The sequence below is a fragment of the Sphingopyxis sp. genome, assembly GCF_035944815.1.
GTDB lineage: Bacteria > Pseudomonadota > Alphaproteobacteria > Sphingomonadales > Sphingomonadaceae > Sphingopyxis.
On record NZ_DASZAU010000009.1, the window covers coordinates 710,633 to 735,770 of the forward strand.

21 protein-coding genes are annotated in these 25,138 nt (G+C 64.7%); 13 read left to right on the forward strand and 8 right to left on the reverse strand.

Annotated elements, in window-relative coordinates; genetic code table 11:
• Nucleotides 1-26 precede the first annotated feature (26 nt).
• The 4 genes from VGU00_RS14085 (at nt 27) to VGU00_RS14100 (ending at nt 3,578) form a co-directional block, all read left to right on the forward strand.
• Nucleotides 27-1,064 (forward strand): alpha/beta hydrolase, encoded by a 1,038-nt coding sequence (locus tag VGU00_RS14085; RefSeq protein WP_327469508.1) that lies wholly within the window; start codon nt 27-29, stop codon nt 1,062-1,064.
• A gap of 83 nt (nt 1,065-1,147) precedes the next feature.
• Entirely contained in the window at nt 1,148-2,389 is a 1,242-nt protein-coding gene (locus VGU00_RS14090) for an amidohydrolase family protein (RefSeq protein WP_327469510.1), read from the forward strand.
• A 179-nt stretch (nt 2,390-2,568) separates the two neighbouring features.
• Nucleotides 2,569-3,111 (forward strand): nuclear transport factor 2 family protein, encoded by a 543-nt coding sequence (locus tag VGU00_RS14095; protein ID WP_327469512.1) that lies wholly within the window; start codon nt 2,569-2,571, stop codon nt 3,109-3,111.
• Nucleotides 3,108-3,578: a DUF3237 domain-containing protein gene (locus tag VGU00_RS14100; RefSeq protein WP_327469513.1), complete on the forward strand. Its 471-nt coding sequence runs from the start codon at nt 3,108-3,110 to the stop codon at nt 3,576-3,578. Before VGU00_RS14095 ends, VGU00_RS14100 begins: the two co-directional genes overlap by 4 nt.
• Here VGU00_RS14100 and VGU00_RS14105 read toward each other — a convergent pair.
• The gene (locus tag VGU00_RS14105) at nt 3,571-5,223 is read right to left on the reverse strand and encodes a long-chain fatty acid--CoA ligase (RefSeq protein ID WP_327469515.1); all 1,653 of its coding nucleotides are present in this window, start codon (nt 5,221-5,223) and stop codon (nt 3,571-3,573) included. The two genes, VGU00_RS14100 and VGU00_RS14105, sit on opposite strands and share 8 nt — an antisense overlap.
• Before the next feature lie 182 nt (nt 5,224-5,405).
• Between VGU00_RS14105 and VGU00_RS14110 the strand changes: the two genes are divergently transcribed.
• Together VGU00_RS14110 and VGU00_RS14115 are read left to right on the forward strand one after the other, a co-directional pair.
• On the forward strand, nt 5,406-6,587 hold the full coding sequence (locus VGU00_RS14110; protein WP_327469517.1) for an acyl-CoA dehydrogenase family protein: 1,182 nt from the start codon (nt 5,406-5,408) through the stop codon (nt 6,585-6,587).
• A 12-nt stretch (nt 6,588-6,599) separates the two neighbouring features.
• Entirely contained in the window at nt 6,600-7,712 is a 1,113-nt protein-coding gene (locus tag VGU00_RS14115; RefSeq protein ID WP_327469519.1) for an acyl-CoA dehydrogenase, read from the forward strand.
• 72 nt (nt 7,713-7,784) lie between these two features.
• Here VGU00_RS14115 and VGU00_RS14120 read toward each other — a convergent pair whose 3' ends face one another.
• The gene (locus VGU00_RS14120; protein ID WP_327469521.1) at nt 7,785-9,113 is read right to left on the reverse strand and encodes an MFS transporter; all 1,329 of its coding nucleotides are present in this window, start codon (nt 9,111-9,113) and stop codon (nt 7,785-7,787) included.
• 186 nt (nt 9,114-9,299) lie between these two features.
• Between VGU00_RS14120 and VGU00_RS14125 the strand changes: the two genes are divergently transcribed.
• The 3 genes from VGU00_RS14125 to VGU00_RS14135 all read left to right on the forward strand — a co-directional run bounded on the left by VGU00_RS14125 (nt 9,300) and on the right by VGU00_RS14135 (nt 12,116).
• Nucleotides 9,300-10,184: an alpha/beta fold hydrolase gene (locus tag VGU00_RS14125; RefSeq protein WP_327469522.1), complete on the forward strand. Its 885-nt coding sequence runs from the start codon at nt 9,300-9,302 to the stop codon at nt 10,182-10,184.
• A gap of 162 nt (nt 10,185-10,346) precedes the next feature.
• On the forward strand, nt 10,347-11,156 hold the full coding sequence (locus VGU00_RS14130) for an IclR family transcriptional regulator (protein WP_327469524.1): 810 nt from the start codon (nt 10,347-10,349) through the stop codon (nt 11,154-11,156).
• Between the two features lie 90 nt (nt 11,157-11,246).
• Nucleotides 11,247-12,116: an SMP-30/gluconolactonase/LRE family protein gene (locus tag VGU00_RS14135; protein ID WP_327469526.1), complete on the forward strand. Its 870-nt coding sequence runs from the start codon at nt 11,247-11,249 to the stop codon at nt 12,114-12,116.
• On the opposite strand, the gene VGU00_RS14140 is transcribed toward VGU00_RS14135, so the two are convergent.
• Nucleotides 12,113-12,874 carry an SDR family oxidoreductase gene (locus VGU00_RS14140; protein ID WP_327469528.1) on the reverse strand — a complete coding sequence of 254 codons (762 nt, stop codon included), beginning with the start codon at nt 12,872-12,874 and terminating at the stop codon, nt 12,113-12,115. The genes VGU00_RS14135 and VGU00_RS14140 overlap by 4 nt on opposite strands.
• Nucleotides 12,875-13,200: 326 nt before the next feature.
• Entirely contained in the window at nt 13,201-15,375 is a 2,175-nt protein-coding gene (locus VGU00_RS14145; RefSeq protein ID WP_327469530.1) for a TonB-dependent receptor, read from the reverse strand.
• Between the two features lie 292 nt (nt 15,376-15,667).
• Between VGU00_RS14145 and VGU00_RS14150 the strand changes: the two genes are divergently transcribed.
• From VGU00_RS14150 to VGU00_RS14165, 4 genes are read left to right on the forward strand one after another with little or no spacing between them, the layout of a single operon-like run.
• Nucleotides 15,668-16,432, forward strand: coding sequence for an enoyl-CoA hydratase/isomerase family protein (locus tag VGU00_RS14150; RefSeq protein ID WP_327469532.1), 765 nt, complete (start codon nt 15,668-15,670; stop codon nt 16,430-16,432).
• A gap of 11 nt (nt 16,433-16,443) precedes the next feature.
• Nucleotides 16,444-18,027, forward strand: coding sequence for an AMP-binding protein (locus tag VGU00_RS14155; protein WP_327469534.1), 1,584 nt, complete (start codon nt 16,444-16,446; stop codon nt 18,025-18,027).
• A gap of 41 nt (nt 18,028-18,068) precedes the next feature.
• Nucleotides 18,069-19,691 carry an NAD(P)/FAD-dependent oxidoreductase gene (locus tag VGU00_RS14160; protein ID WP_327469536.1) on the forward strand — a complete coding sequence of 541 codons (1,623 nt, stop codon included), beginning with the start codon at nt 18,069-18,071 and terminating at the stop codon, nt 19,689-19,691.
• A 36-nt stretch (nt 19,692-19,727) separates the two neighbouring features.
• Nucleotides 19,728-20,810 (forward strand): NADH:flavin oxidoreductase, encoded by a 1,083-nt coding sequence (locus tag VGU00_RS14165; protein ID WP_327469538.1) that lies wholly within the window; start codon nt 19,728-19,730, stop codon nt 20,808-20,810.
• A 284-nt stretch (nt 20,811-21,094) separates the two neighbouring features.
• Here the strand turns inward: VGU00_RS14165 and VGU00_RS14170 are convergent, their stop codons facing one another.
• The 4 genes from VGU00_RS14170 to VGU00_RS14185 all read right to left on the reverse strand — a co-directional run bounded on the left by VGU00_RS14170 (nt 21,095) and on the right by VGU00_RS14185 (nt 25,116).
• Complete coding sequence (locus tag VGU00_RS14170; RefSeq protein WP_327469540.1) at nt 21,095-21,664, reverse strand: hypothetical protein; 570 nt, start codon at nt 21,662-21,664, stop codon at nt 21,095-21,097.
• Between the two features lie 16 nt (nt 21,665-21,680).
• On the reverse strand, nt 21,681-22,310 hold the full coding sequence (locus tag VGU00_RS14175; protein ID WP_327469541.1) for a hypothetical protein: 630 nt from the start codon (nt 22,308-22,310) through the stop codon (nt 21,681-21,683).
• 131 nt (nt 22,311-22,441) lie between these two features.
• A complete protein-coding gene (locus VGU00_RS14180) occupies nt 22,442-24,019 on the reverse strand; it encodes a Curlin associated protein (protein WP_327469543.1) in 1,578 nt (525 codons plus the stop codon).
• Between the two features lie 188 nt (nt 24,020-24,207).
• The gene (locus tag VGU00_RS14185) at nt 24,208-25,116 is read right to left on the reverse strand and encodes a CsgG/HfaB family protein (protein WP_327469545.1); all 909 of its coding nucleotides are present in this window, start codon (nt 25,114-25,116) and stop codon (nt 24,208-24,210) included.
• Between the last annotated feature and the right edge of the window lie 22 nt (nt 25,117-25,138).

A 25,138-nucleotide genomic window follows, 5' to 3' on the forward strand; every position in this document is an offset into this window, starting at 1 on the left:
CAACCCATGAAGGATTGGAGATGACCATGCCTGTGGAAACCAAAAAGGTGTCGCCGATCGGTAGCGAACTCGTCACCGAAGCCGCCTTGGCAGCCCTCGCGGCGCCCAGCTCCGCCGCAAGAGATGCGGACGGCCCCGGCAGATCGGCGGTGGCCGATTCCTTTGAATTGACGGAAACGACGCCCTCATTCGACACGCTTTTTCCCGTCACCCGATATTTCGAGATCGACTCGAAAATCGCCGGAGCGCGTTTTTCCGCCTGGGTCACGACGCCCGCGCAATATGCCGCCGATCCGGAAAGCGTCTATCCGATCGTCTATCAGGTCGACGGCAATCTGTTCTTTCCCGCCACCGCGCCGTTTCACCAATCGGGACAAAGCGACAATATGTCGCCGCAGATTCCGTTCATTCTCGTGTCCGTCGGTTATAGCGCGCAGGAAAGCCACGCATGGCCGTGGCTGCGCGTCCGCGACCTTCTCCCGCCGGGCGAGCCGGTTCCCGAAATCATGCTGCAGGCCGTGGAAATGTCGGTCCAGGCCGGCTTGCTTCCGCAGGATGAGGGCGCGCGCTACCTTGAGATGTTCGCCAATCCGGCGGCGGACAAGTTTCTGGGCTTTCTGGAACAGGAACTTCACCCCCAATTGGCGAAAATCTTTCGGATCGACGGGACCAATGTCGGTCTTTGGGGTGCATCCTATGGCGGCCTGTTTGCAGCCTATGTGGCGATCAAGCGATCAGACTTGTTCAAGAGCATCGGCGCCAGCAGCCCGGGTATCGTCGGGGAAGAGAGCCGGATATTCGAACTGTACCGCGAGGCTGTCGCCTCCGGGCGCGATTATTCGGACCGTCGGTTGCATGTCACGCTGGGTGCGCGCGAACTGGCCGAGCCAAGCATCTATCAACGGCTCCTGGCCCGCGGCACGGCCCAGATGCTCGCCGAGACGTCGCATCGCCCCCTGGCCGGCTTGCAGGTTTCCACAGAGATAATCCCGCTCGAAAGCCATTTGAGCGGTGGGGTGCCGGCATGGTTCAGCTTCCTGCGCGCCTGCTATCGGCGCAGTTAGCAGCGCCCGAGCGGAGCAACGTGCGCAAGCCTGCTTTCGAGCGGCATTGAAAAGAAATCATTAAGATAATCGGCGAGGAAAATATGGCCAACGTCATTTTCGAAAACGCGCGAATTTTCGATGGCCATTCGCCGGACTGTGCCGAGGGCATGTCCGTTCTGGTGGAGGATGGCATCATTCGCGAAGTGTCGGACAGCCCGATCAAGGCGGACGAGGCGCAGCGGATCAATGTCCTTGGCAAGACGCTCATGCCCGGGCTGATCGATCTCCACATCCACGCGTATTTTTCTGACATGAATGCCAAGCTCGTCGATAGTCGCGATGCCCCTTATCGGACCGCGCACGCCATTAGGAAGCTCGGGCATGCACTCGATTGCGGTTTTACCACCGTCCGCGACATCGGCGGCGGCGATTATCCGCTTGCGGCGGCCATCGATGACGGGCTGATACGGGCACCCCGCTTCTTTTACGCGGGCAAGGTCCTGTCGATGACGGGCGGTCACGTCGATTATCGGACACCGAACGAGAAACATCATACCCATGGCTATTGCTCGTGCGGTTCGATGAACTGGGGCGGGGTGGTGGTCGATGGCGTCGTCGAATGCATCAAGGCGGCGCGGGAGGAACTGCGCCGCGGCGCACATTGCATCAAGATCGTAGCATCCGGCGGCGTGATGTCGCCGAGCGATCCGATGTGGATGAACCAGTTTCGTGAAGACGAGACCCGGGCGATCGTGAACGAGTGCGTCGAACGCCGCACCTATGTTTCGGCGCATTGCCACCCGGTCAGTGCGATCCGTCGTTCTATCGAGTTTGGCGTCCGCTGCATCGAACATGCCACGCTGATCGATGCGGCGACGGCGCAGTTCGTGGCGAAGAGCGGCGCCTTCGTCGTGCCGACGATGTCAGTAATCTTCGTCAACATGGAAGTCGGCGCTGTGCTCGGCATGACACCCGACAGCATGGCCAAGCTCAAGGTCGCTGCCGACGCGGCGATCGACGGGCTCCAGCATATGCGCGATGCCGGAGTGAAGATGGGCTTCGGTACCGACCTGCTCGGTTCAACATACGATCAGCAGTGTCGCGAATTCGAGTTCCGCCGCGCGGTGTTCACGCCGTTGGAAATGCTGCGTCAGGCAACGTCGGTGGGCGCTGAAATACTTCTGCAGGAAGGTAAGCTGGGCTGCGTCAAACCTGATGCTCATGCCGATCTTATCGTCGTCGATGGCGATCCGCTCAAGGACATCGGGCTGCTCGCGGCCGATGGACGTCAGCTAGATCTCATCATGCGCGCCGGCGAGATCGTTAAGAACCGGTTGAACTGATTGCACACTCCTCGACCGTCCGTTCTCCTCGTTTCGTTTTCAAAAGCTGACTGTCTGTAATCGGCCAAAATGCGTGATTGGGACCATCCCCCATAGGATATTGGTCGTCGCGCGATGACATCATTTCATGTCTGTCGGCATTGGGCGCAGGCTCCCGGAACAGAATAGGAGCGGAATGAATGGACAACGGCGAGCGAAGGATTGCGGCGCTTTGGGATCGCGAGATGATCCGCGATTGCCTCTATCGCTATTGCCGCGGGATCGACCGCGCCGACGAGGAAATGCTGCGCTCGGCCTGCTGGCCCGGCGGCACCGACGATCATGGCGCCTATCAGGGGACGACCGACGGCTTTATCGACTGGGCGATGCAGACGCTGCCGCTGATCGAGCGTGGGATTCATCAACTCCACAATATCCTGATCGAACTGCGCGGCGACGAGGCGGCGGTCGAAAGCTATTTTACCGCCTTGCAGCGCCAGCCCGGCGGCGACGGCGGGCTGATCGAACTCACGATGCATGGGCGCTATGTTGACCGGTTCGAGAAACGCGGCGGCGAATGGCGGGTCGCCGACCGTGTGGTCGTCTTCGACTGGGTCGAGGAACGCCCCGCGCCGGACAAGAGCGAGGCCGAACGCTTTGCGCACCGCAAATCGGTCGGGCGCCCCTGGCCCGACGATCCGGTTTATACGCTGTTCGGTGCGGGCACGAAGGGAGAGGCATGATGGGGATCGACACGCTGGCGTGGGAGCCGCTGTTCGTGATGCGGCTGAACGTCGCCTATGATCAGGCGCAACCGATCGGCGGCGAAGGCCGGCTCGGGATTTTCCCGGTGCATGGCGGGACGTTCGAGGGGCCGCGCCTGAAGGGCCGCGTGATGCCCGACGGCGCCGACTGGGTCACCTGGCGGGCGGACGGCACGATGATCATCGACGTTCGCACCTCGCTCGAAACCGACGACGGGGCGCGGATCGCGATGCACTACACCGGTCTCGCCGTCCCGACCTCGCCCGAAGCGGCCGAGCGTTTCCGGCGGCGCGAGCCCGGACCCTATGAGGATCTGTACCTGCGCACGACGCCGCGTTTCGTAACCTCACATCCCGATTATGACTGGATGAACCGCATCGTCGCCGTCGCCAATGGCATGCGCACCGACGACGGCCCGATGTATCACGTCTTCGCGATCAGGTGATCGCATCCGCCGCTGCGGCGAAATGATCGCCGTGGCGCTTGCGCAGTTCGGTCTTGAGCAGCTTGCCGGTCGCGGTATGCGGCAACTCCCCGACGAAGATCACATCGTCGGGCAGCCACCAGCGCGCGACCTTGTCGGCGAGATGGTCCATGATCTCGTCCTTCGTGCACGCTTCGCCGTCGTGGAGCTGGACGAGCAACAACGGGCGTTCCTGCCATTTGGGATGCGCGACGCCGATCACCGCCGCTTCGGCGACCTTCGGATGCGCGACCGCCGCATTTTCGAGGTCGATCGACGAAATCCATTCGCCGCCCGACTTGATGACGTCCTTCGCGCGGTCGGTGATCTGGAGGAATCCGTCGGGGTCGATCTTCGCGACATCGCCGGTGTCGAACCAGCCGCCCGCGTCGAGCGCGCTGCCCGCCGCCTGACGGTGATAGGCGCTGAGCACCCATGGCCCGCGCACCTTGAGCAGGCCCGCAGCTTCGCCGTCGCGCGGCAGCTCGTTGCCATCCTCATCCTCGATGCGCAGTTCGATGCCGAACACCGAACGGCCCTGCATCGCGCGAAGGTCGATCTGCGCCTCCTCGTCCAGATCGGCGTGATGCGCGAGCGGGCGGCAGACGGTCGCGACCGGGCTGGTCTCGGTCATCCCCCACGCCTGCATCGTCTCGACGCCGAGCAACTTGCGGAAGCGTTGGATCAGCGATCGCGGCGTCGCGGCGCCGCCGGTGAAGATACGGTCGAGCTTCAGCGCCTCGCGATCCTCGACCGCGCGCTCGCGTTCGAGATGATCGAGGAAGGCGAACCAGATCGTCGGTACGCCGAGCGAGAAGGTGATCCCCTCGTCGCGCATGAGTTCATAGAGCGAAACCGGATCGAGCGCCGATCCGGGCAGCACCAGCTTCGATCCCGCCATCGCGGCCGAATAGGGAATGCCCCACGCGTTGACGTGGAACAGCGGGGTAACGACCAGGATCGAGTCCGCCGCGCCCAGCGACATGCTGTCGTTGGCGAGCGCGCTCATCGCGTGCAGCACGGTCGATCGATGGCTGTAGAGAACGCCCTTCGGATTGCCCGTCGTCCCGCTGGTGTAGCAGAGCGCGCTGGCGCTGTTCTCGTCGAGGTCCGGCCAGCTTGTAATGGCGCGCGGGCCGTCGGTCAGGCTCTGGTACGAAATGGGATCGGCGACCGTGGTTCCGGGCATGTCGGCCTGATCGGCGAGGACGATCACACGCTCGATCTTCGGCAGGTCGGCGAGCAATGGCTCGACGACCGCGAGCAGATCGGGGTCGACGCAGAGGACGCGCGCACCACCATGGTCGATGATGTAGCGAATCTGCTCGGGAAAGAGGCGCGGATTCACGGTGTGCAGCACCATCCCGGCGCCGCTGACGCCATAATAGAGTTCGAGGTGGGGCAGGCGGTTCCAGGCGAGCGTCGCGACGCGGTCGCCGGGTTGCAGGCCCAGATCGGCGAGCCCCGCGGCGATGTGGCGCGCGTGGCGTTCGACCGTCTGCCAGTCCGACCGCTCGAGCGATCCGTCGGCGCGCCGCGACACGATCTCGCGCCGCGGATGGTTGGTCGCCGCGTGCCGGATCAGCATCGCGGTCGTCAGGGGCTGCGCCTGCATCAGGCCGAACATGAAACCTCTCCTTTAATGACTTGATTGGCGGCGACGATTGCCCAGCACCGCGCGGGTGCGAAGCGTCGCAGGGCGCACAGGCCCACAATCACATTTGCGAAATTGGCGCTGTCGTCCGCCGTCCGCGAGCCAGCGGGCCGATGCTGCGGCTAAGCCCGCCGCAATTGATGGGAGATGCGATCATGAATCTGGACCTGGCGCCCGAAGACCGGGAGTTTCAGCAAGAGGTGCGCGAGTTTTTCGCGAACTCGATTCCCGAAGACTGGAAAAAGACCGTTCGCGCCGGGTTGCGGCTGTCGCCCGAAAATCTCGTCGCCTATCAGCGCCGGCTCGCCGAGCGCGGTTGGGGCGCACCGACCTGGCCGAAAGAATATGGCGGCACCGGCTGGACGCCGCAGCAATTGCATATTTTCTGGTCGGAGGCCTCGGCGGCCGATGCGCCCGCGCAATTCCATCAGGGTCTCGAACTGATCGGCCCGATCATCTTCACCTATGGCAGCCAGGCGCAGAAGGATTTCTACCTGCCGCGCATCATCAGCGGCGAGGATTGGTGGTGTCAGGGCTATTCGGAGCCCGGCGCGGGCTCGGACCTTGCCGCGCTGCGCACCCGCGCCGACCGCGACGGCGATGACTATGTCGTCAACGGGCACAAGATGTGGACCAGCTACGCGCATGTTGCCGATCGCATGTTCATCCTTGCCCGCACCTCGAACGAAGGACGGCGCCAGCAAGGCATTTCGCTGATGCTCGTCGACATGGATACGCCGGGCATCCGCATCAGCCCCATCCACACGCTCGACGAAAAGCATCATACGAACGAGGTGTTCCTCGACGATGTCCGCATTCCCGCCGCTAATGTCGTCGGCGAAGAAGGCATGGGCTGGAATTACGGCAAGGTGCTGCTCGATCGCGAGCGCATGGTGGCTGCGGCGACCGCGATGTTCCTGCCGCAGACGCTGCGCGCGGTGCGCGAGGCGGCGACGCGGCGCAAGACCGGGCACGGCCTGCTGATCGACAAGCCCGAGTTCAGGGCCAAGCTGGCGCAGGTCGAGATCGAGGCGATGGCGGTGCAGGCGATGGTGCTGCGGCTGATGGCCGACGCTGCAGCGGGCGCCGATTCCGGCCCGCGCGGGTCGATGGTCAAGCTGCGCTGGTCCGAACTGACGCAGCAGGCGACGGCCCTGTGGGTCGAGGCGCTGGGACCGAAGGCGCAGCATTTTGCGGCGCTGGGCGACGAAAGCGAGTTGCCGGAGGACATGCCCTTCGCGTTGAAGGGTGCGCTCTATGCGCGCGTCACCACCATTTACGGCGGGTCGAGCGAGATCCAGCGCAACATCATCGCGCGCCGCGCGCTCGGCCTTTGAGGGAGAAGACCCATGCAGTTCGCCTTTAACGACGAGCAGCAGATGCTGCACGACAGCGCCCTGCGCTTCGGCGCCGACGAATGGAATGCTGCCGACCGGTTGAAGCGGTTGGCGGAAGTTGGCGAAGGTGCCGCGCGGCGTTGGGCGCAGATGGCGGAACTTGGCTGGCTGATGCTGCCGGTTGCCGAGGAAGACGGCGGGCTGGGTGGCGGGCCGGTCGAGGTCATGGCGATCATGGAAGGTGTCGGGCGGCACCTGATGACCGACGCCTATGTCAGCCATTGCGTGCTTCCGGCGGCGCTGCTCGCGGGCGGCGGCGAGCATTGTGCGGCTCTGATCGAGCAGGTCGGGGCTGGACAGGTGCGGATTGCGGCGGCGCTGATCGAGGAGGAAGGCTTTGATACTGCGGCCATTTCGTCCCGCGCGGCGGCCGATGGCGACGGCTTCAAACTGACCGGCGCCAAGGCGCATGTCGAGGATGGCGCCGATGCCGACTGGTATCTGGTGTCGGCGCGCACGGCGGGCGTTTCGGGCGAGCGCGACGGCGTCAGCCTGTTCCTCGTCCCCGCGAGCGCCGAGGGGCTGACCGTCCAGCGCTTTCGGTCGGTCGACAGTCACCGCCATTGCAGCCTGGACCTGACAGACGTCGCGGGCATTCCGGTCGGCGCGATCGGTGAGGCAGCGGATCGTATCGACGCGGCGCGCGACCGCGCGATCGTCGCGCATCTGGCCGAGGCCGTGGGGTCGATGGAGGCGGCGGTCGAGGCGACGCTCGATTATGTCCGCACCCGCCAGCAGTTCGGCGTGCCCATCGGCAGCTTTCAGGTCGTCCAGCACAAGGTCGTCGACATGAGCGTCGCGTGCGAGGAAGCGCGCGCGCTGACGATGGTTGCGACGTCGCAGCTTGCGAGGGGCGGCGAAGCGTCGTCGCTGATCGCCGCGGCGAAGGTGCGTGTGGCGCAATGCGGCATTGCGGTCGCGCAGCAGGCGGTGCAGCTCCACGGCGGGGTCGGCACCAGCGAGGAACTGATCGTCAGCCATCACCTGCGCCGCCAGATGATGCTCGACCTCGCGCACGGCGACCGCGATTATCACAAGGCGCGCTTTGCGGAACTGACCCGCTGATATTTCAGATATGCCGAAAAGCCCGTTCGCCAAGCTGATGGCGAACGGGCTTTTTTTGTGAGGCGAACGGGCTCAGCCCGCCTGCTTTGCCTCGTCGGCTTCGATCCGGCGGCCCGCCAGCCAGAAGAGCAAGGACCCGATCGCCAGCGGCAGCGCGACGAGCGCCATCGCTGCGCGTAGGCCCTGTTCGGTGCCGAGCGAGGGGGCGAGCAGGTCGCTGGCGATGCCGACGAACAGCGGCCCCAATGCGAGGCCGATGGCGTTGGTCACGAACAATTGCACCGCCGCCGCCATCGCGCGCACCCGCGCCGGGACGAGCGTCTGCACCGAGGCGAAGACCGAGCCATAGTTGAGCGCGTGAACGAAGATCGCGCAGCTGAGGAAGGTAAAGGACAGCGCGACGGTCGGCGCGAGCGCAGCGCCCGCGAACAGCGGCGCCGCGATCACGAGCGAGGTCGACGGCACCAGCGTATAGCCCTTGATCCCGCGCCGTGCGGCGCGGTCGGCGAGCTGGCCGCCGACGAAGGTGCCGACCATGCCGACAAGGCCGACGATCAGGCCAAGGCTGAGCCCGAGGAAGACCGTCGGCGGCACGCCCCAGCCGGCGGCCATCGCGTCGATCCCGGCGACGTGCGTGCGCATGTAGAGCGAACCGAAGAAGGAGGCCTGTCCATAATAGCCGAAGGCGCCCATCGCGGTACCGAAGGAGATCAGCCAGAAGCTGGGCAGGCGGCGCAGCGTCGCGAGCACCTGGCCCAGCGGCATGTGCGGGACGGCGGTCTGTGTCGTGATGGCGCGCTTGCGCGGTTCGTCGAGGGTGAACCAGACGATCACTGCGAGCAGGATGCCCGGAACGCCGGCGATCAGGAAGGCGGCTCGCCAGCCAAGGCTGGCGAGCAAGATGCCGCCGAGGACAAGGCCCGCGAGCGAGCCGACCGGAACGCCCAGCGAATAGAGGGCGAGCGCGCGGCCCCGCTGTTCGCGCGGGACATAGTCGGTGATCAGGCTGTGCGCGGCGGGGGTACAGCCGGCTTCGCCGACCCCGACCCCGATGCGCGCGAGCAGCAATTCGGTGAAGTTGCGCGCAAGGCCGCAGAGCGCGGTGAAGCCGCTCCACACCGCAAGCGCGATGGCGATCATCCCGACGCGGTTGCCGCGGTCGGCGATGCGCGCGAGCGGAATGCCTAGCAATGTATAGAAGAGCGCGAAGGCTAGCCCGCTGATCATCCCGATCTGCCAGTCGGCAAGGTTCAGGTCGGCCTTCATCGGTTCGACGAGGATCGTCACGATCTGACGGTCGAGCATGTTGAAGGCATAGACGATCATCAGCAGCGACAGCGCGCCATAGGGCATGCGCGTCGGCCGGGTGTCGTCGGTATGGGGGATGGTGTCGCCGGTCATTCGCCTCTCCGTGGCGGGCAGATCGCCCGTCTTTCATCGCGGCACCTTAGGCGCGAGTTTGCCGGGCGCAGGCGCCGAGCAGCCGCGCGCGGCGATTATCCCCATGCTGATATGTCGCGCGCGCGTCGTGTCACGCTCGCACGGCCGGCGCGGACCGCGCAGGGCCGTCGGCGAGGAGAAACGCGCATGGCCCTTGCGATGAACGGCCCGGTCCGCATCGATTATCAGCGCATGGCGGCGGGGGCCGGTCCCGCGGTGATCCTGCTCGCGGGGGCAGGGCGTCCGTCGACCGATTTCGACTATGCTTTCTGCGCACCGATCGTCGCCGCGGGCTTCGTGCCGATCCGTGTCGACAGCCGCGACACGGGGCGCTCGGCCGCAATGGCCGGCGCGATGCCCGACCTGCACGCGATCAAGGCAGCAGCTCTGGGGGCGGGCGACGCCAAGCCGCCCTATGGCATCGCCGACATGGCGGCCGATGTGCTGGCGGTGATGGATGCCGAGGGTATCGCTGCGGCGCATTTTGTCGGCCGTTCGATCGGCGGGCTCGTCGCGCAGCAGCTCGCGCTTCACCATGCCGATCGGGTGCTGAGCCTCGCGCTGGTCATGGCGATGAGCCGGTCGATGGCCGATGCGGTTCCCGACGCCGCGCTCGACCGGCTGATGACGGAAAATATTCCGGACGAGGAGGCCTATGTCGCGCGCCAGCTCACCGTCGCGCAGGCGAACGGCATGGCGGAGGATTTCGACGCAGAGCGCGTTGCCGAAGAGGCGCGGATCGCCTGGCGGCACGGCATTCACCCCGGCGGCACCGCGCGCCACTTCGCCGCCAGCCTCGCTGCCCCCGACCTGCGCGTGGCGCTCGGCGGGCTTCGCATCCCCGCGCTGATCCTGCATGGCCGTCACGACAAGGTGATCCCGCTGGCCCGCGCGACCGAGACCGCAGAGGCGATCCCGGGCGCCGTTTTCGAGGTCGACGAGACGATGGGCCACGACGGTCCGCCGCGACTGAGGCAGGCGTGGGGCGAGCGGATTTCGGCGCATCTGACGGCCGCCATCGCGCACGCCTGAGGGTCGCACGGAAATCACATATGTGATATGGGCTGCGAAAGCCGCGGTTTTGGCCGCTTGGCGGTCTTTGAAGTTATCATGTCTTCATCAGAGACCGTCGAAGGACGGCGATTAGACCGACCGTTCAAGGCGATGACGCCTTCTCGTTGTTGGGATGGAGAGATGAAGAGAAAACCCGTCAAATCGGCATCGCGCACCTTCGAAGTGCTCGAACTGTTCCGCGACCGCCGCACCCCGCTGCGCCTCAACGAAATCTATTCGGCGCTCGGCTATCCGCAGTCGAGCACGACGAACCTGCTGAAGAGCATGGTGATCGAGGGCTATCTCAATTACAACCGCAACACGCGCACCTATCTGCCGACGCTGCAGGTGGCGTCGCTCGGAAGCTGGCTTTACGGCCATGTCGCCTTCGGGAGCGGCTATAGCTGGCTGATCGACGAGCTTTTCCGCAAGACCGACGAAACGATAGTCCTCGTCACGCAGAACGACCTGTTCATCCAGTATGTGATGATGCGCGTGCCCGACCATCCGCACAAGCGTCCGCCCAATCCGGGCGAGATGCGGCTGATGCTCGATGCGACGTCGGGCATGGCGTTGATGAGCCGGATGCGCGACCGCGAGATCGACAAGATCTATCGTTATTCCAACTATTATGAGCTCAACCCCGACCGGCGGATCACGCTGGAGGATGTGATGAGCCGCATCCGCTGGATCCGTCACACGGGCTATGTCTATTGGCCCGAGCATCCGGTGCCGGGGATCGCGTCCATCGCGATGCCGCTGGGCGAGAGCATTCACGGCATTCCGCTCGTCATCGGGATCGGCGGCACGACCGAGCGGCTGTCGCCGCGGCGTGCCGAATATGTCGAGATCATGCGCGAGACGATCGCCGAGTTTCACGAACGTTTCCCGCAGGATCAGCGCCCCGCAGGCGACGAGGATATCGACGAATACGCCATCGCGGCCGAATAAGCATTTCATCCGGAATAATCGGGAGCCGCAGCGCGCGATGCGCTGTGCGCGCCGCGTCGGCGTCTATCGTCGCGGCGAAAAGGAGATTCTATGCCTGTCGAAATCGAACTGCTGGATGCCGGCGTCGCCGGCCTCGGTGAAAGCCCGTTGTGGGATCATCGCAGCGGACGGCTCTGGTGGGTCGATTCCACTGCGGCGCGCCTGCATTCGAGCGATGCCGAGGGGCGTGATCAGGCCGAATGGACGCTGGAGCAGCCGATCGGCAGCATTGGGCTGGCCGAAGGCGGTTTGATCGTCGCGCTGGCCGACGGCTTCTGCCGTTTCGATACGCGCAGCGGGCAGGTGTCGCCTGTGGCGCGCCCCGCGATGGCGGCGGGGACGCGGCTGAACGACGGCAAGGCCGACCGCGCCGGGCGTTTCCTGTGTGCGTCGATGCGAACGGGCGATGCCCTGGGCGCGGGCGCGCTGTTCCGGCTCGACGCCGACGGCGCGACGGCGCAGCTCGAAAGCGGGATCGGGATCGGCAATGCCATCTGTTTTTCGCCGGGCGGCGACACGCTCTATTTCGCCGACAGCCTCGACGGCAAGCTGCGCCGCTATGCCTATGATCAGGCGACCGGCGCGATCGGGGCGCGCCACGACCTCGTCGATTGCCAGGCGCATGGCGGATCGGGCGCCGACGGCGCGACGGTCGATGCCGCGGGACGGATATGGGTTGCGCTGGTGCTCGCGCAGGCGGTCGGCTGTTATTCGCCCGAAGGCAAGCTGCTGCGGTCGATCCCGGTGCCGCTGCCCTATCCGTCGTGCCCGGCGTTCGGCGGACCCGAGCTCGATATTCTCTATCTGACGAGCATCGCCAATTCGGGGCACCGGCTGGTCGCCGACCACCCCGAAGCGGGGCGGATTACCGCGATCCGCGGGCTCGACGTCCCGGGGATCGCGGAGGGAGTCTACGCCTAACGCAGCGCGATCGAAATGCCGCCGTCGACGAGCAGCGACTGGCCGGTGACGAAGCCCGAACGGTCGCTGTCGGCGAAGAAGAGAACAGCCTCGGCAATATCCGAGGTTTCGCCGAGCCGGCCGAGCGGGGTGCTGGCGACACGCGCCTCGAAGGTCGCATCGTCGAGCATCGCGCGCACGCCTTCGGTCGCGACGGTCGACGGCGCGACGGCGTTGACGCGGATGGCCGAGGGGGCAAGCTCGATCGCCGACGAACGCGTCATGCCCTCGACCGCCGCCTTGATCCCGCAATAGACCATTGCGTTGGGGAGGCCCATGTGCGCCGAAACCGACGCGATATTGACGATCGACCCGCTGCCGCGCGCGCGCATATGCTTGGCCGCCGCCTGCGTGCCCCAGATGATGCCGGCGATGCCGACGCCCAGCATCTTGTCGAGGCTTTCGGCGTCGATGCCCTCGATCGGCGAATATTTGGTCCACATCGCATTGTTGACGACGATGTCGATCCCGCCGAGCTCGGCCGCGGCGGTATCGAATGCGTCATGCAGGGCGGCGCCGTCGGACACGTCGCAGCCGAGCGCGATCGCCTTGCCGCCGTCGGCCGCGATCTGCTGGACCAGATCTTCGGCCCAGTGCGCCTTGCGGTCGAGCAATGCGATCGATGCGCCGTTGCCGGCCAGCTTGAGCGCGATGTCGCGGCCAAGGCCGCGCGACGCGCCGGTGACGAGCGCGACGCGCCCTTCGAGTGATTTTGTCATGGTGGGTTTGCCCATAAAAATGGAGCCCGCTTCAGGGTCCGTATTCCCTTACAGCGCCGTCGAGGCGCCCAAATGGCGAACAGGTCGGGCCGAAAGACGCGCCGGGAAGGCTGGTTGCCTTTCCAAGCGGCTTTCGGATCGGCATGGAAGCCATTTGGGCGTCCCGAAGGGATTTGATTAAAATGGCCCATTGCGTCGTCAAGAAGTCTTGAAATATCGACATATTCCTTCGCCTTCTTTCCTCGCACTGGGCCATTTTTCTCCAAACCTCGACGGTGCTGTAAGGGAGTACGGACCCTTGGGCGGGCCCCAGTGGGAGAGAGAGGTTAGAATTTATATCCGACTTCGACCCCGTAGACCCGGCCCTTGTTGAGCGGGGAGAAGGTCGATCCGGCGAAGAAGGGCAGCGGCGCCTCGGTCCCGAAGGTCGCCTCGTTCAGGAGGTTGTTTCCGTAAACCGACACCTTCACCCGCCCGTGCGTGACCGCGAGGCTGGCGTCGACCATCGTTGCCGCGCGGAGAAGGCCGGTGTTCTGGTCGTTGTAGAAAGCGGCGTCGCGATAATTGGCGCCGACGCGGCCCTCGACGTCGAAATCGCCGCCGACATTCGTCGCATAGGTGATCGACCCGCCATAGCTCCACGGCGACAGGCGCGGCAGTTTCAGCGCATAGTCGGTGTCGTTGATGACGCCGTCGGCGTTGAGATCGAAGAGAATGTCTTCATATTTGCCCTTGGTATAGCCGAACTGGCCGGCGATCGTCAGGCCGGCGACGGGCTTGAGCAGCACCTCGCCCTCGATGCCCTTGATCGACACGTCGGCGGCGTTGGTGATGATCTGGAAGTTGCCGAACGGCGCGAAGGGCGCCTGGAATTCGCGTTGCGTGCCGTTGATGCGGCTGTAGAAGCCGGCGAGGTTGACGCGTGCGAAGCCGCCGATCTCCTGCTTCAGGCCGATTTCATAGGCGTCCTGCTTTTCCTGGTCGAACGGACCCGGGTCGACATTGGGGTTGAGGTTGCGGAAGTTGTAGCCGCCGCTGCGGAAACCCTTGGCGAACGAGGCATAGAGCAACGTGTCGTCGGTCGGCTTGAACTGGACGCCGATGCGCGGGGTGAAGCCGTCCCAACTATCCTTGTCGGTGAAGTCATAGCTGCAGCGCAGCGTGTCGAGGTTGCAGCCGCCAACGCCGATCGAGCGGACCTGCACGTCCTTTTCCTCGGCCGAATAGCGCGCGCCGACGCTGAAGGTCAGCATGTCGTTCAGATGCCAGTCGACGGTGGCAAAGATGCCGCCCGTGCGCTGCTTCTGGCGCCCGCCGCCCGATACGGTCAGCGCGCCGCCCGACAGCAGACGCTGTTCGGCATAGTTGATGTCCTGATTGAAGTAGAACAGGCCGGTCGTCACGTCGAACGCGCCAAAGGTGCCCGCGTAGCGCAGCTCGTTGCTGAACTGCCACTGCGCGATATTGTTGCGCGAGTGCAGGTTGGTCGCGGGCGAACCGTCGACGTCGGCGCCCGAGTCATTGCTGAGCGCGCGGACGGCGGCGATGTTGGTGATCTTGCCGTCGCCGAACGCGGTGTCGATATTCAGCTCGGCGATGCCCTGATCCCAGTCGGTCTTGGTGAAACCGGCGTAATTCTGGTTCACGCGGAAGCTGTCGCGCGGGAAAAGACCGTGGTTCGTCACCGCCGGGCCGTCGCCGCGGATGCGGCCATGCTCGTAGCGCAGGACGAGGTCGAAGCTATCGTTGGGCTGCAGGCGGAGCGCCGAGCGCATGATCAGCGTTTCGCTGCCGCCGATCTTCTTGCCGTCGAAATCGTTGCGGAACCAGCCGTCGTCGTCGTTGTAATAGACCGCGACCTTGCCACTCAGCGCATCGCCCGCCAGCGGACCCGAAACCGAAATGCTGGCGCGCTTTTCGAGGCCGGTCGACAGCGCCGCCTTGGCGTCGAGGCGGAAGCGGTTCGACGGGGTCGTGGTGCGCAGCAGCACCGCGCCGCCGGTCACGTTGCGGCCGAACAGCAGGCCCTGCGGGCCGCGGAGGATTTCGACGCCCTCAAGGTCGAAGGTGTCGAAGAGCACGCCCGCGCTGACGCCCAGATAGACGCCGTCGACGAACACGCCGACGGTCGGGTCGATCGAGGGGATCGAGCTGTTGATGCCGAGGCCGCGGATCGAGAAATTCGCATAGCCCGGCGTCGTGCCGACGCTTTCGAGCGAGGCGTTGGGGACCGCGTAGCTGACGCTGGCAATCGAACGCGCGTGGATGCTGTCGAGTTCGTTCGACCCGAAGGCGGTGATCGCGATGGGAACGTCCTGCACATTCTGCGCCGAACCGCGCTTCGTCGCGGTCACGATGATGTCGCCGAGGCCGCCGTCTTGCTGGGCGTCTTCCTGCGCGCTGTCGTCGTGCGCGACGTCGTCCTGTGCGAATGCGGGCACCGCCATCGTCATGGCCGCAAAGGCGACTCCCGCTAAAAGACGCTTGCTGTGTGTGTTCATTGTCCACTCCCTCGTGAATCGCGCTTCCGTTCTTCCGTTCGTTGGCGATTCGCCTCGAAGGGGGTGCGCTGGCTTTAAGTCGTGTCGCCGCCCCGTGAAGGGCGACCGGCCCCCGTTCTTGCTTTGCAGCGTGAAGAGCAATGCGCGCGGCCGGAAGGGCGCCGATAATCACAAGCGCGATTCCGCACGATGGCTTTCAATCCAGAATGAGATTTTCGACGCGTCTCGCGGCTTTCGCGTCCCGATCGAGCCTGCGCGGTGCAATGACCCCCGGCAAATGGGAGACAAATCAATGAGCAGCATTCGCACCGAAATCGATAATTACGTCGCGCTCGTCACATTGGATAATGCACCGGTCAACGCCGCCGCGCTCGACATGCTCCAGGAACTCACCGACGTTTTCGACAGCTTCAACGACCGCGACGATGTGCGCGTCGCCGTGCTGACCGGCGCGGGCAAATGCTTCAGCGCGGGGGCGGACCTCAAGAACCGGCCCGACCTGACCGTCCCCGGTACGCGCTGGCGCCGTAATCGCGTCGTGCGCGAAGTCGCCTACTCGATCGCCGATTGCGCAAAGCCCGTCATCGCCGCAGTCAACGGCCCCGCGCTCGGTGCCGGTTTCGGCCTCGCCGCGAGCTGCGACATCATCGTGGCGTCCGAAAACGCCGTCTTCGGCCTTCCCGAAATCGACGTCGGCCTGATGGGCGGCGGCAAGCACACCTCGCGCATCGTCCCGCATTCGCTGACACGTCGGATGATGCTCACCGGCTATCGCGCCCCGGCCGCCGAAATGTATCGCCGCGGCATCATCGAGGCGTGCCTGCCCGTCGACGAATTGCTGCCTTATTGCATGGAGATGGCGGCGGTGATCGCGTCGAAGAGCCCGCTCGCGACGCGCTATGCCAAGGACAGCATGCGCACGATCGAGAATATGACGCTGCGCGACGGCTATATCTACGAACAGGGCAACACCGCGAAGCTGTCGACCTCCTACGACGCGCAGGAAGCCGTCGCGGCGTTCGTCGAAAAGCGCGCGCCCGTCTTCCAGGGCCGCTGAGGGCTAGCGTCATGGACTGGAATTTCGGCGACCTGCTGGACGCGACCGCGGCGCATGTGCCGGGCGATCGTCCGGCGATCATTCGCGGCGACCAGGTCACTTACTGGGCCGATTTCGACGCACGCTCGAACCGGCTGGCTCGCGCGATGCTCGCGGCGGGACTGCACGCCGGCGCGCGCATCGCGATCCTGGCGCGCAACATTCCCGAGTTCATCGAGATTGCGGCCGCGGCGTTCAAGGCACGGCTGACGCACGTCAATCTCAACTATCGCTACACGACGTCCGAGATCGAATATGTCCTGCGCGATTGTCAGGCGGCGGGGCTTTTCTATCAGGACGAGTTCGCGCCCGTCGTCGCTCCGCTGACCGGCGGGGCGATCAACCATCTGACTTATGCGGTCCAGATCGGGGGCGAGGGTGGTTATGACGCCGTCGTATCGGACGGCGATGCGTCGCCGCTGGGCATCGAACGTTCGCCCGACGACGGCTATCTTCTCTATACGGGCGGCACCACCGGGCGGCCGAAGGGCGTGATGTGGCGCTCGGCCGATGCGCGCCGCTCGCAGCTTGAATCGCCGGTTGCGGTCTCGACCCCCGCGAGCATGGACGATCATATCGCGCAGGTGCTGAAGGGCACTGCCGGGCGCGTCATGCCCGCCTGTCCGCTGATGCACGGCGCGGGGCTCAACAGCTCGCTTGCCGAACTTCTGGTCGGCGGCACCGCAGTGCTGCTGCCGTCGGACCGGTTCAGCGCCGAGGAATTGTGGAGCGAGGCCGAACGGCACAAGGTTACGCGCATCCTGATCGTCGGCGACGCCTTTGCGCGGCCGATGGCGGACACTTTGCTCGCCAATCCGGGGCGCTGGGACCTGTCGGCGCTGCGCCTGATCTCGTCGGCGGGGCTGATGTGGTCCGAACAGGTGAAGGGCGCGCTGCTCGAAGCGCTGCCGCAGCTCACCCTGCTCGACATCCTCGGGGCGTCGGAAGCGTCGGGCTTCGGCTATGCGATCACCAACAAGGAGCGCGCGACCCCGACCGGGCTGTTCGAGGCGGGGCCGCAGACGGTGATCGTCGATCAGGAGACGGGCCGCGTGCTCGCCGATGATGAAATCGGATCGGGCTGGCTCGCGCGGCGCCCGCCGTTCGGCGCGGGCTATCACGGCGATCCCGAAAAGACCGCCAGCGTCTATCGCACGATCGACGGGCAGGCTTATGCGGTCCCCGGCGACATGGCCGAACGCCTTCCCGACGGGCGTTTCCGCCTGCTGGGGCGCGGCAGCATGTGCATCAACACCGGCGGCGAAAAGGTCTTTGTCGAAGAGGTCGAAGAGGCGCTGAAGCGCGTCGACGGCGTCGCCGACGCGATGGTGTTCGGATTGCCCGATCCCAAATGGGGCAGCGTCGTCACTGCGCTGATCGAGGCGGGCGACGCGCCCGACGATCAGGCGCTGCGCGCCGCGCTGTCGCACGACCTTGCCGCCTATAAACAGCCGCGCACGATCATCCGCGTCGCCGTCCTGCCGCGCCATGCGAGCGGCAAGAGCGATTATCGCAGCGGCATGGATATCGCCCGCGCGCGCATCGACGCTGGCTGAGCCGCGTCGCGCCAGAACCGACATTCCCCGGAAAGAAGAGCATGCAACAGGCTGATCAAAATACCGAAACCTCTCCCCGTCGTCTCGACGCGCTGATCATCGGCGCGGGCTTTGGCGGCATGTATGCGCTCCATCGCACGCGCGGCATGGGGCTCGATGTCCATCTGATCGAGGCGGGCGACGATGTCGGCGGCACCTGGTACTGGAACCGCTATCCCGGCGCACGCTGCGACGTGATGAGCATCGATTACAGCTATTCCTTCTCGGACGAGATCCAGCAGGCGTGGACGTGGAGCGAGCAGTTCGCGGCGCAGCCCGAAATCCTGTCCTACGCACGCTTCGTCGCCGACAAGCTCGACCTCAAACGCGACATCAGCTTCGAAACGCGCGCGACCGCGGTGCACTATGACGAAGAGGCGGCGCTGTGGCGGATCGAGACCGATCGCGGCGATGTCTATGAGGCGAGCTATTGCCTGATGGCGACCGGCCCGCTGTCGGTGCCGAAGCAGGTCGACATTCCCGGCGCGGAAAAGTTCAAGGGCGAGCTCTATCTGTCGGGCAAATGGCCGCATCACGACGTCGACCTGAAGGGCAAGCGCGTCGCGGTGATCGGCACCGGATCGTCGGGCATCCAGATCGTCCCGGTGGTCGCCGAGCAGGCCGAACATCTCTACGTCTATCAGCGCACGCCGAGCTTCACCTTGCCGATGCGCAACCGCAAGCTCGACGACGACTATGTCGCGCACATCAAGGCGCATTATCCGGGGCTGCGCGCCGCGGCACGCCACTCGCTGACCGGCGGCGTGCGTCCGATCACCCACCGCCCGGTGTTCAGCGTGACGCCCGCCGAGCGCGAGAAGCTGATGGAAGACGCCTGGGCGCACAGCGGCCTGTCCTTCCTCGGCCTCTTCTCCGACCTGCTCACCAATCGCGAGGCGAACGAGGTCGTCGCGGAGTTCGCGCGCGGCAAGATCGCCGACGTGGTGAAGGATCCCGACACCGCGCGCCGGCTGACCCCGCGCGGCTATCCGATCTTTGCGCGCCGCCCGTGCCTCGATACCGGCTATTATGAAGCCTATAACCGCGACAATGTGACGCTGAAGGATTGCCTCGAGCATCCGATCGTCGAGATCACCGAAAAGGGCATCCGTACCGCCGAGGGCGAGGTCGAGGTCGATATCATCATCGCCGCGATCGGTTATGACGCGCTGACCGGTGCGATGCTGTCGATCGATATCGAGGGCCGCGACGGGCGCAAGCTCAAGGACAAATGGGCCGACGGCGGACGCTCGCACCTCGGCCTGATGATCGAGGGTTTTCCGAACCTGTTCGTCATCGCGGGTCCGAACGGCCCGTCGGCGCTGGCGAATTTTATCCTGTTGAACGAACAGAATGTCGATTGGGTCTGCGACTGTATCGAGCATATGAAAACCGACGGCCTGCGCTCGATCGAGGCGAATGCCGATGCCGAAGACGGCTGGATGCAGAAGGTGACGACGCTGGGATCGCTGTCGCTCTACCCGACCGCAAACACCTGGTACACCGGCGCCAATGTGCCGGGCAAACCGCGCACTTTTCCGGTCTACATCGGCGGACTTGGCCGCTATCGCGAAATCTGTTCCGACGCGGCGGCGGACGGCTATCGCGGCTTCACGCTGCGATAGGTCCGGCACCCGCGTCCCGATATGGAGTTGAGCGATATGTCGTCCGCAAGGCTGTTCGAGCCGCTGTCGCTGGCGCGCGGGGCGCCGATGAAGAACCGGCTGATGCTCGCGCCGCTGACCAACCGGCAGAGCCATGCCGACGGCACGCTGTCGGATGAGGAGCATCGCTGGCTGGAGATGCGCGCAGCGGGCGGCTTCGCAATGACGATGACCGCCGCCTCGCACGTCCAGCCGGTCGGGCAGGGCTTCACGGGGCAACTCGGCGTCTTTGCCGACGACCATCTCGCGGGCCTGTCGGCGCTTGCCGCCGCCATCAGGGCGCAGGGTTCGCTCTCGTCGCTGCAACTGCATCATGCGGGGAGCCGCGCCGAGCCCGAGCTGATCGCGGCCCCGGTCGCGCCGTCGGAGGTGCCCGAGCGCAACGTCCGCGCGCTGTCCGAAGCCGAGGTCGAGGCGCTGCGCGACGATTTCATCGCGGGCGCGCGGCGCGCCGAACAGGCGGGGTTCGACGGCGTCGAGATTCACGGCGCGCATGGCTATATCCTCGCCGAATTCCTGTCGGCGACGAGCAACCGGCGGACCGACCCTTATGGCGGCAGCATCGAAAACCGCGCGCGGATCATCTTCGAGGTCATCGACGGCATTCGCGCGGCGACGGCCCCCGACTTCCAGCTTGGCCTGCGGCTTTCGCCTGAACGGTTCGGGCTGGAGCTGGAAGAAATCCGCGACGTCGCGGCCGAAGTGCTGCGGCAGGAAAAGATCGACTATCTCGACATGTCGCTGTGGGACGTCCGCAAGGAACCCGAGGAAGAGCGGTTCAAGGGCCGCTCGCTGGTGAGCTTTTTTACCGATCTTCCGCGCGGGAACGTCCGGCTTGGCGCGGCGGGGAAGGTGATGGACGCCGGGGATGCGTCGTGGGTGCTCGATTCCGGGTGCGACTTCGCCGTTATCGGCCGTGCCGCCATATTGCGCCACGATTTCCCCGAACGCGTGCGCCGCGATCCGGACTATCGTTCACCCGAGCTTCCGGTATCGGTGCAGCACCTGCGCAATGAAGGGCTAAGCGACACCTTCATCCATTATATGCGCCGCTGGCCGGGATTCGTCGATCCAAGGTGAGTAGTCGCGGGTACATATACTGACCCGCCAACCCGCGCGGGCGCGATGTCATTTTCGATGATGGCTATTGCACGTTGAACAGCTCATTGCCGAGTTGGATACTATGGCGCCATTTGTCGTTGGCACGCGCCTGCGTGATACGGCAACTATAGCGCATTCTGTTCCCAAAGGGCGACGGTCCGCAACCGGCCACGCTGCGCGCGGACGCGGGTCGAAATTGTCAGCCGATGATCAGCCCTCCTGCTTCATGATGCCGCGGGCCCCACACGGCCGGGCTGCGCAGATCAGTTGTCGCCTGGGCCGGCGAGCTTTGTGACAATGGCGTCGATAAGTGCTTGCGTTTCCGTCGAAAGATTGCCCGGCGCGGCCGGATCACCCGGTGGCGTGGTGATGGATGGCGGCGTCAGCGCGATCGACGCGAGTGCCTGAACATCGCTGTCCTTGGCCGACGCGTCGCTGGTGCGCGCCGCATTCTCGATACCGCGAAGCGGCACGAGACGTTCGCCGACCAGCTTCTGCTCGAGGCTGAGCGGCGCTGCGAGGTCGGATCGGAACTCCGCCGACCTTGTCTCGATACGCCGGTTGCAATAGGCTTTGTCGTCGGCGGAAAGAAGTTCCGCGCTGCAGCGATCGATACCTTCGACCCGACCCAGCGAAACTTCATTATCGGCGGCCGACAGCTGAAGAACCTCACCGCCGGGCTTTTCGGGCGCTGGCCCGTCTTCGACAAAGGCGGAGTTTCCACTTTTCGCAACCTGTTCGATCGGTTCGCCGCGATCGTCGGCGCCAAGCTGGTCGATGGCGGTCGACACCGGTTCGGCGAAGAGCAATATCGTCAACAACAGCATCGCCAATCGAACCTCCTTGCGTCTAGTTACCGGGACCGTTGCTCTGGATGAGCTGGATCGCGGCGCCGCCCTGTTGCTCGATGTGCAGGTCGGACAGGCCGCTGCCATTCTGGGTCCAATCCAGCCGGTTCAAATTGCCGGATTGCAACGCGGACATAGCATTGCCGTCGCCATTTTGCACGAGATGCGCCTGATTATCGGTGCCGTCCTGGACAAGCGCGAGGACATTATTCTGGCCCTGCTGGCTCGCGACCGCCGCATTGGCGAAGCCGCCGCCATTATACTGACGGATTTCGGCATGGTTTTGACCGCCGGCCTGGAGGATCGCGAGCAAATTCTGCCCGCTGCCATCCTGCGCGATATCGGCGACATGATCGGTACCCGCCTGGCCGAGCTCGGCGCGATGCTCGCCGCTTCCCTTCTGGACGATCGTCGCGCGATTGCCGTTGCCGTCCTGGGCGATCGACGCGCGGGCACCCGGTTCGGCCTGCTCGATCGACGCCTCGTTGCCCGCGCCGATCTGGGCGATATAGGCGCCGCTTTCACCTATTGGTTCGGCAACGACGAGCGCAGCCATGGGCTCTGCTGCGGCGACCGAATGAATGGCAAACAGCGCGAACAGGGCCTTGAGCGATAATCTGACGATCGGCATCGGGTCTTCCTTTCTCCGCCGCTCCATTGCGCGGTCTTGTCGTCGGTATTCATCCGAAACGGGCCGGTTCCCTCATGAGTACCGGCCCGCCGGGAGTAGAAGGGGTGGTGCAGTTCACCCCTTCAAACCACTTAGTTGGCCGAGGGCGCCGAGCCCTGGGTCACGACGGCGACGTTGCCGGCGCCATTCTGCATCACGTTCGAATAATTGCCGTCCGAATACTGGTTGACGGTGGCGCTGTTGCCGCCATCGAGACCGGTCTGGTTGACGACGCTTTCGTTGTCGATGCCATATTGGCCGACGAAGGCGACGTTATCGAGGCCGGCCTGCGTCAGCAGCGATTCATTGCTTTCGCCGCCCTGCTCGACGGTGGCGAGATTGAGCGCCGGTGCGCTCGGGACCGCGCCATATTGGTTGATCGTCGACTCGTTTCCGATCGAGCCGGCGAGCTGGCGTACGATCGCCGTGTCGTTGCGGGCATTTTGCACCTGATTGACCGTCGAGGTGCCGCCTTCGCCCAGCTGTTCGACATCGACGCTCGAATTCAGGGCGCCGACCTGAGTCACGAACGAGTCGTTATTCTCGTTCGCCTGGAAGACGTCGGCGGTGAGGCCCGCACCGTCCTGGATCACCGACGAACCATTGTTCAAGCCGGCCTGGGTAACGGTCGCGGTCGCACCCTTATTGTCCTGATCGATCGTCGAGCTATTGCCTTCGCCGGTCTGGACGACGGTCGCAAAGAGATTGGCGTCGGCCTGGTTGAGCGGAGCCTTGTCATCCTGCGTGATGATCGACGAGTGAGCATCGCCGGTCTGGGTCACGGTCGCCGCGAAGGTGTTCGCGCCGACATTGTCGAAGGTCTGCGTGATCGACGAGCTGCTCGCGCCATTCTGGATGACGTTCGCATCGGCGTTGTTCGAGCCATCGCCGAAGGCATTTTGTTCGACGGTCGAGATCGCGCCATTGTCCTGACGGACGTTGGCGTAGAGGTTGCCGGCGTTGTTGGCGTCGATCGTCTGGTCGATCGTCGACATCGAACCAGCCTCCTGGTTGACGACCGCCGTCGCGCCGGCCGCTTGGACACCGGTCGCGGTCTGGTTGACGATCGAGGTCGACGCGCTCTGGTTGACCGTCGCGAACAGATTTTTCGCATTGTCGCCGGTCGCCGACTGGATCACGTCCGAAATCGCCGCCTCGGTCTGCGTGACGTTGGCGCGGATCGAGCCGGTGAAGCCCGGACCATTCGCATATTGCTCGATGTTCGAATCGTTGAGATCGCCCGTCTGGGTGGCGTTGCCGACGAGGTTGAAGCTCGGCGCGACCGACGCCTGCGTGACGTTCGAGACGTTATCGGTGCCGTTCTGCACGACCGTCGCTTCGGGATCTTCGGGAAGGTTGATCGAATTGTTGGTCGATGCGTCGTCCTGATCGATCGTCGATTCGTTGCCCGAGCCGGTCTGGGTGACGAAAGCGCCGGCGCCGAGAGCGTCCTGCGTGATCACCGAGTTGTTGGCGCCGTCCTGCGTGACGGTCGCGACGTTGTCGTTACCCGTCTGGTCGAGATCGCTGCTGTTCGATCCAAGCTGGCTCACCGTAGCATCGTTGCCGAGGCCGATCTGGTCGACGTTCGACGACTGGGTCTGTGCGAAAGCCGGGGCCGAAATCGCAAGCGCGACGGCCGAGACGGCGGTAAGATATACGCTTTTCATGATTGCATCACCTTTTTAAAAAGGCGATAACGAACACGCCACGGCGCAGGAGACGCCGAGCGTTTTCAGGTTATCGCAGCCTAATATTCGCACGCATCGAAGTTACCGCTTCTTTGCGTGCCCTTTCTCCAACGACTTATTTTTCGGGGCCGGCCTGGAGATATTCACCCGCCCCCCACTATACTCGGTCAGGAACCCTCCTTTTCCTGCTGCTTGTCTTCGACAATCCTGAGCGCCGACAGCGAGCCCGCCTTTTCGACGGCCTCCTGCACGTCGCGCGCCTCATAGAGGCCGTCGCGTTCGCGGCGATAATAGTCGCGAAGCGGCCCTGCGAGATTCATGTCCTGAAATTTCCAGAGATCGAGTTCGACCCCTTCCATCACCAGCGCGTACACGGCCTTCTCGACCGCTTGCTGGAGGGCCACCTGATCGGGTTCGTTGCTGGTGATGCCCCATTCGGCCTCGAGCAATTCCTTGAAGGCGACGAAACGATAGGCGCTCGCGCCGAGCGCCTGCGACGCAATCGTCTTCGATGCCGTTACCGTCGTCAGCACTTCGCCGGTCCGCACCGACACCGCGCGCAAATAGACGGTGACCGTATCCTGTCGATACTCGGTGCGCGCGCCGATGCCCAAAAACGCCGCACCCGCGCCGCCGGTCACGGTATTGGTGTCATAGCCCACGATCCCGCCCTCGAGCAGGACCCCCGCGAACAATAGTGCCGGCAGCGCCTTGCGATCGGGCTCCTCCTCGCCCAGATAGCGCTTGCGCATCTCGGTAATGATCTGCCGTTCCTTCAGCAGATTATCGAGCCGTTCGCGCTCGACGATCGTGAACCACGAGCGGCTGCCCGCATCCTGCAACGCCTTGACGAGGATCGAATTCGCGCCCTGCGTCACCGCGCGCGACAGCGTCTGTCCGGCCTCGGTCGGCTTGAATTGTCCCGTCTGGTCGGTGAAGCCATAGACCGCGACCGCAACCTGCCGCTGCGGCTTCGGCAGGTCGTTGAGCAGGAGCTGCGTTTGCGTCTTTTTCGGGAAATAGGCGAGGCTGGTGCTCTGCGCGAACGTGTCGCGACCGCTTTTGCCGACAGTCATGCAGCCCGCGAGCGGAGCCGCG

What these genes read in the sequence shown, in the direction of transcription:
- VGU00_RS14085 (WP_327469508.1), top strand. Translation starts at nt 27, where the DNA reads ATGCCTGTGGAAACCAAAAAGGTGTCGCCGATCGGTAGCGAACTCGTC.
- VGU00_RS14090 (WP_327469510.1), top strand. Translation starts at nt 1,148, where the DNA reads ATGGCCAACGTCATTTTCGAAAACGCGCGAATTTTCGATGGCCATTCG.
- VGU00_RS14095 (WP_327469512.1), top strand. Translation starts at nt 2,569, where the DNA reads ATGGACAACGGCGAGCGAAGGATTGCGGCGCTTTGGGATCGCGAGATG.
- VGU00_RS14100 (WP_327469513.1), top strand. Translation starts at nt 3,108, where the DNA reads ATGATGGGGATCGACACGCTGGCGTGGGAGCCGCTGTTCGTGATGCGG.
- VGU00_RS14105 (WP_327469515.1), bottom strand. Translation starts at nt 5,223, where the DNA reads ATGTTCGGCCTGATGCAGGCGCAGCCCCTGACGACCGCGATGCTGATC.
- VGU00_RS14110 (WP_327469517.1), top strand. Translation starts at nt 5,406, where the DNA reads ATGAATCTGGACCTGGCGCCCGAAGACCGGGAGTTTCAGCAAGAGGTG.
- VGU00_RS14115 (WP_327469519.1), top strand. Translation starts at nt 6,600, where the DNA reads ATGCAGTTCGCCTTTAACGACGAGCAGCAGATGCTGCACGACAGCGCC.
- VGU00_RS14120 (WP_327469521.1), bottom strand. Translation starts at nt 9,113, where the DNA reads ATGACCGGCGACACCATCCCCCATACCGACGACACCCGGCCGACGCGC.
- VGU00_RS14125 (WP_327469522.1), top strand. Translation starts at nt 9,300, where the DNA reads ATGGCCCTTGCGATGAACGGCCCGGTCCGCATCGATTATCAGCGCATG.
- VGU00_RS14130 (WP_327469524.1), top strand. Translation starts at nt 10,347, where the DNA reads ATGAAGAGAAAACCCGTCAAATCGGCATCGCGCACCTTCGAAGTGCTC.
- VGU00_RS14135 (WP_327469526.1), top strand. Translation starts at nt 11,247, where the DNA reads ATGCCTGTCGAAATCGAACTGCTGGATGCCGGCGTCGCCGGCCTCGGT.
- VGU00_RS14140 (WP_327469528.1), bottom strand. Translation starts at nt 12,874, where the DNA reads ATGACAAAATCACTCGAAGGGCGCGTCGCGCTCGTCACCGGCGCGTCG.
- VGU00_RS14145 (WP_327469530.1), bottom strand. Translation starts at nt 15,375, where the DNA reads ATGAACACACACAGCAAGCGTCTTTTAGCGGGAGTCGCCTTTGCGGCC.
- VGU00_RS14150 (WP_327469532.1), top strand. Translation starts at nt 15,668, where the DNA reads ATGAGCAGCATTCGCACCGAAATCGATAATTACGTCGCGCTCGTCACA.
- VGU00_RS14155 (WP_327469534.1), top strand. Translation starts at nt 16,444, where the DNA reads ATGGACTGGAATTTCGGCGACCTGCTGGACGCGACCGCGGCGCATGTG.
- VGU00_RS14160 (WP_327469536.1), top strand. Translation starts at nt 18,069, where the DNA reads ATGCAACAGGCTGATCAAAATACCGAAACCTCTCCCCGTCGTCTCGAC.
- VGU00_RS14165 (WP_327469538.1), top strand. Translation starts at nt 19,728, where the DNA reads ATGTCGTCCGCAAGGCTGTTCGAGCCGCTGTCGCTGGCGCGCGGGGCG.
- VGU00_RS14175 (WP_327469541.1), bottom strand. Translation starts at nt 22,310, where the DNA reads ATGCCGATCGTCAGATTATCGCTCAAGGCCCTGTTCGCGCTGTTTGCC.
- VGU00_RS14180 (WP_327469543.1), bottom strand. Translation starts at nt 24,019, where the DNA reads ATGAAAAGCGTATATCTTACCGCCGTCTCGGCCGTCGCGCTTGCGATT.
- VGU00_RS14185 (WP_327469545.1), bottom strand. Translation starts at nt 25,116, where the DNA reads ATGACTGTCGGCAAAAGCGGTCGCGACACGTTCGCGCAGAGCACCAGC.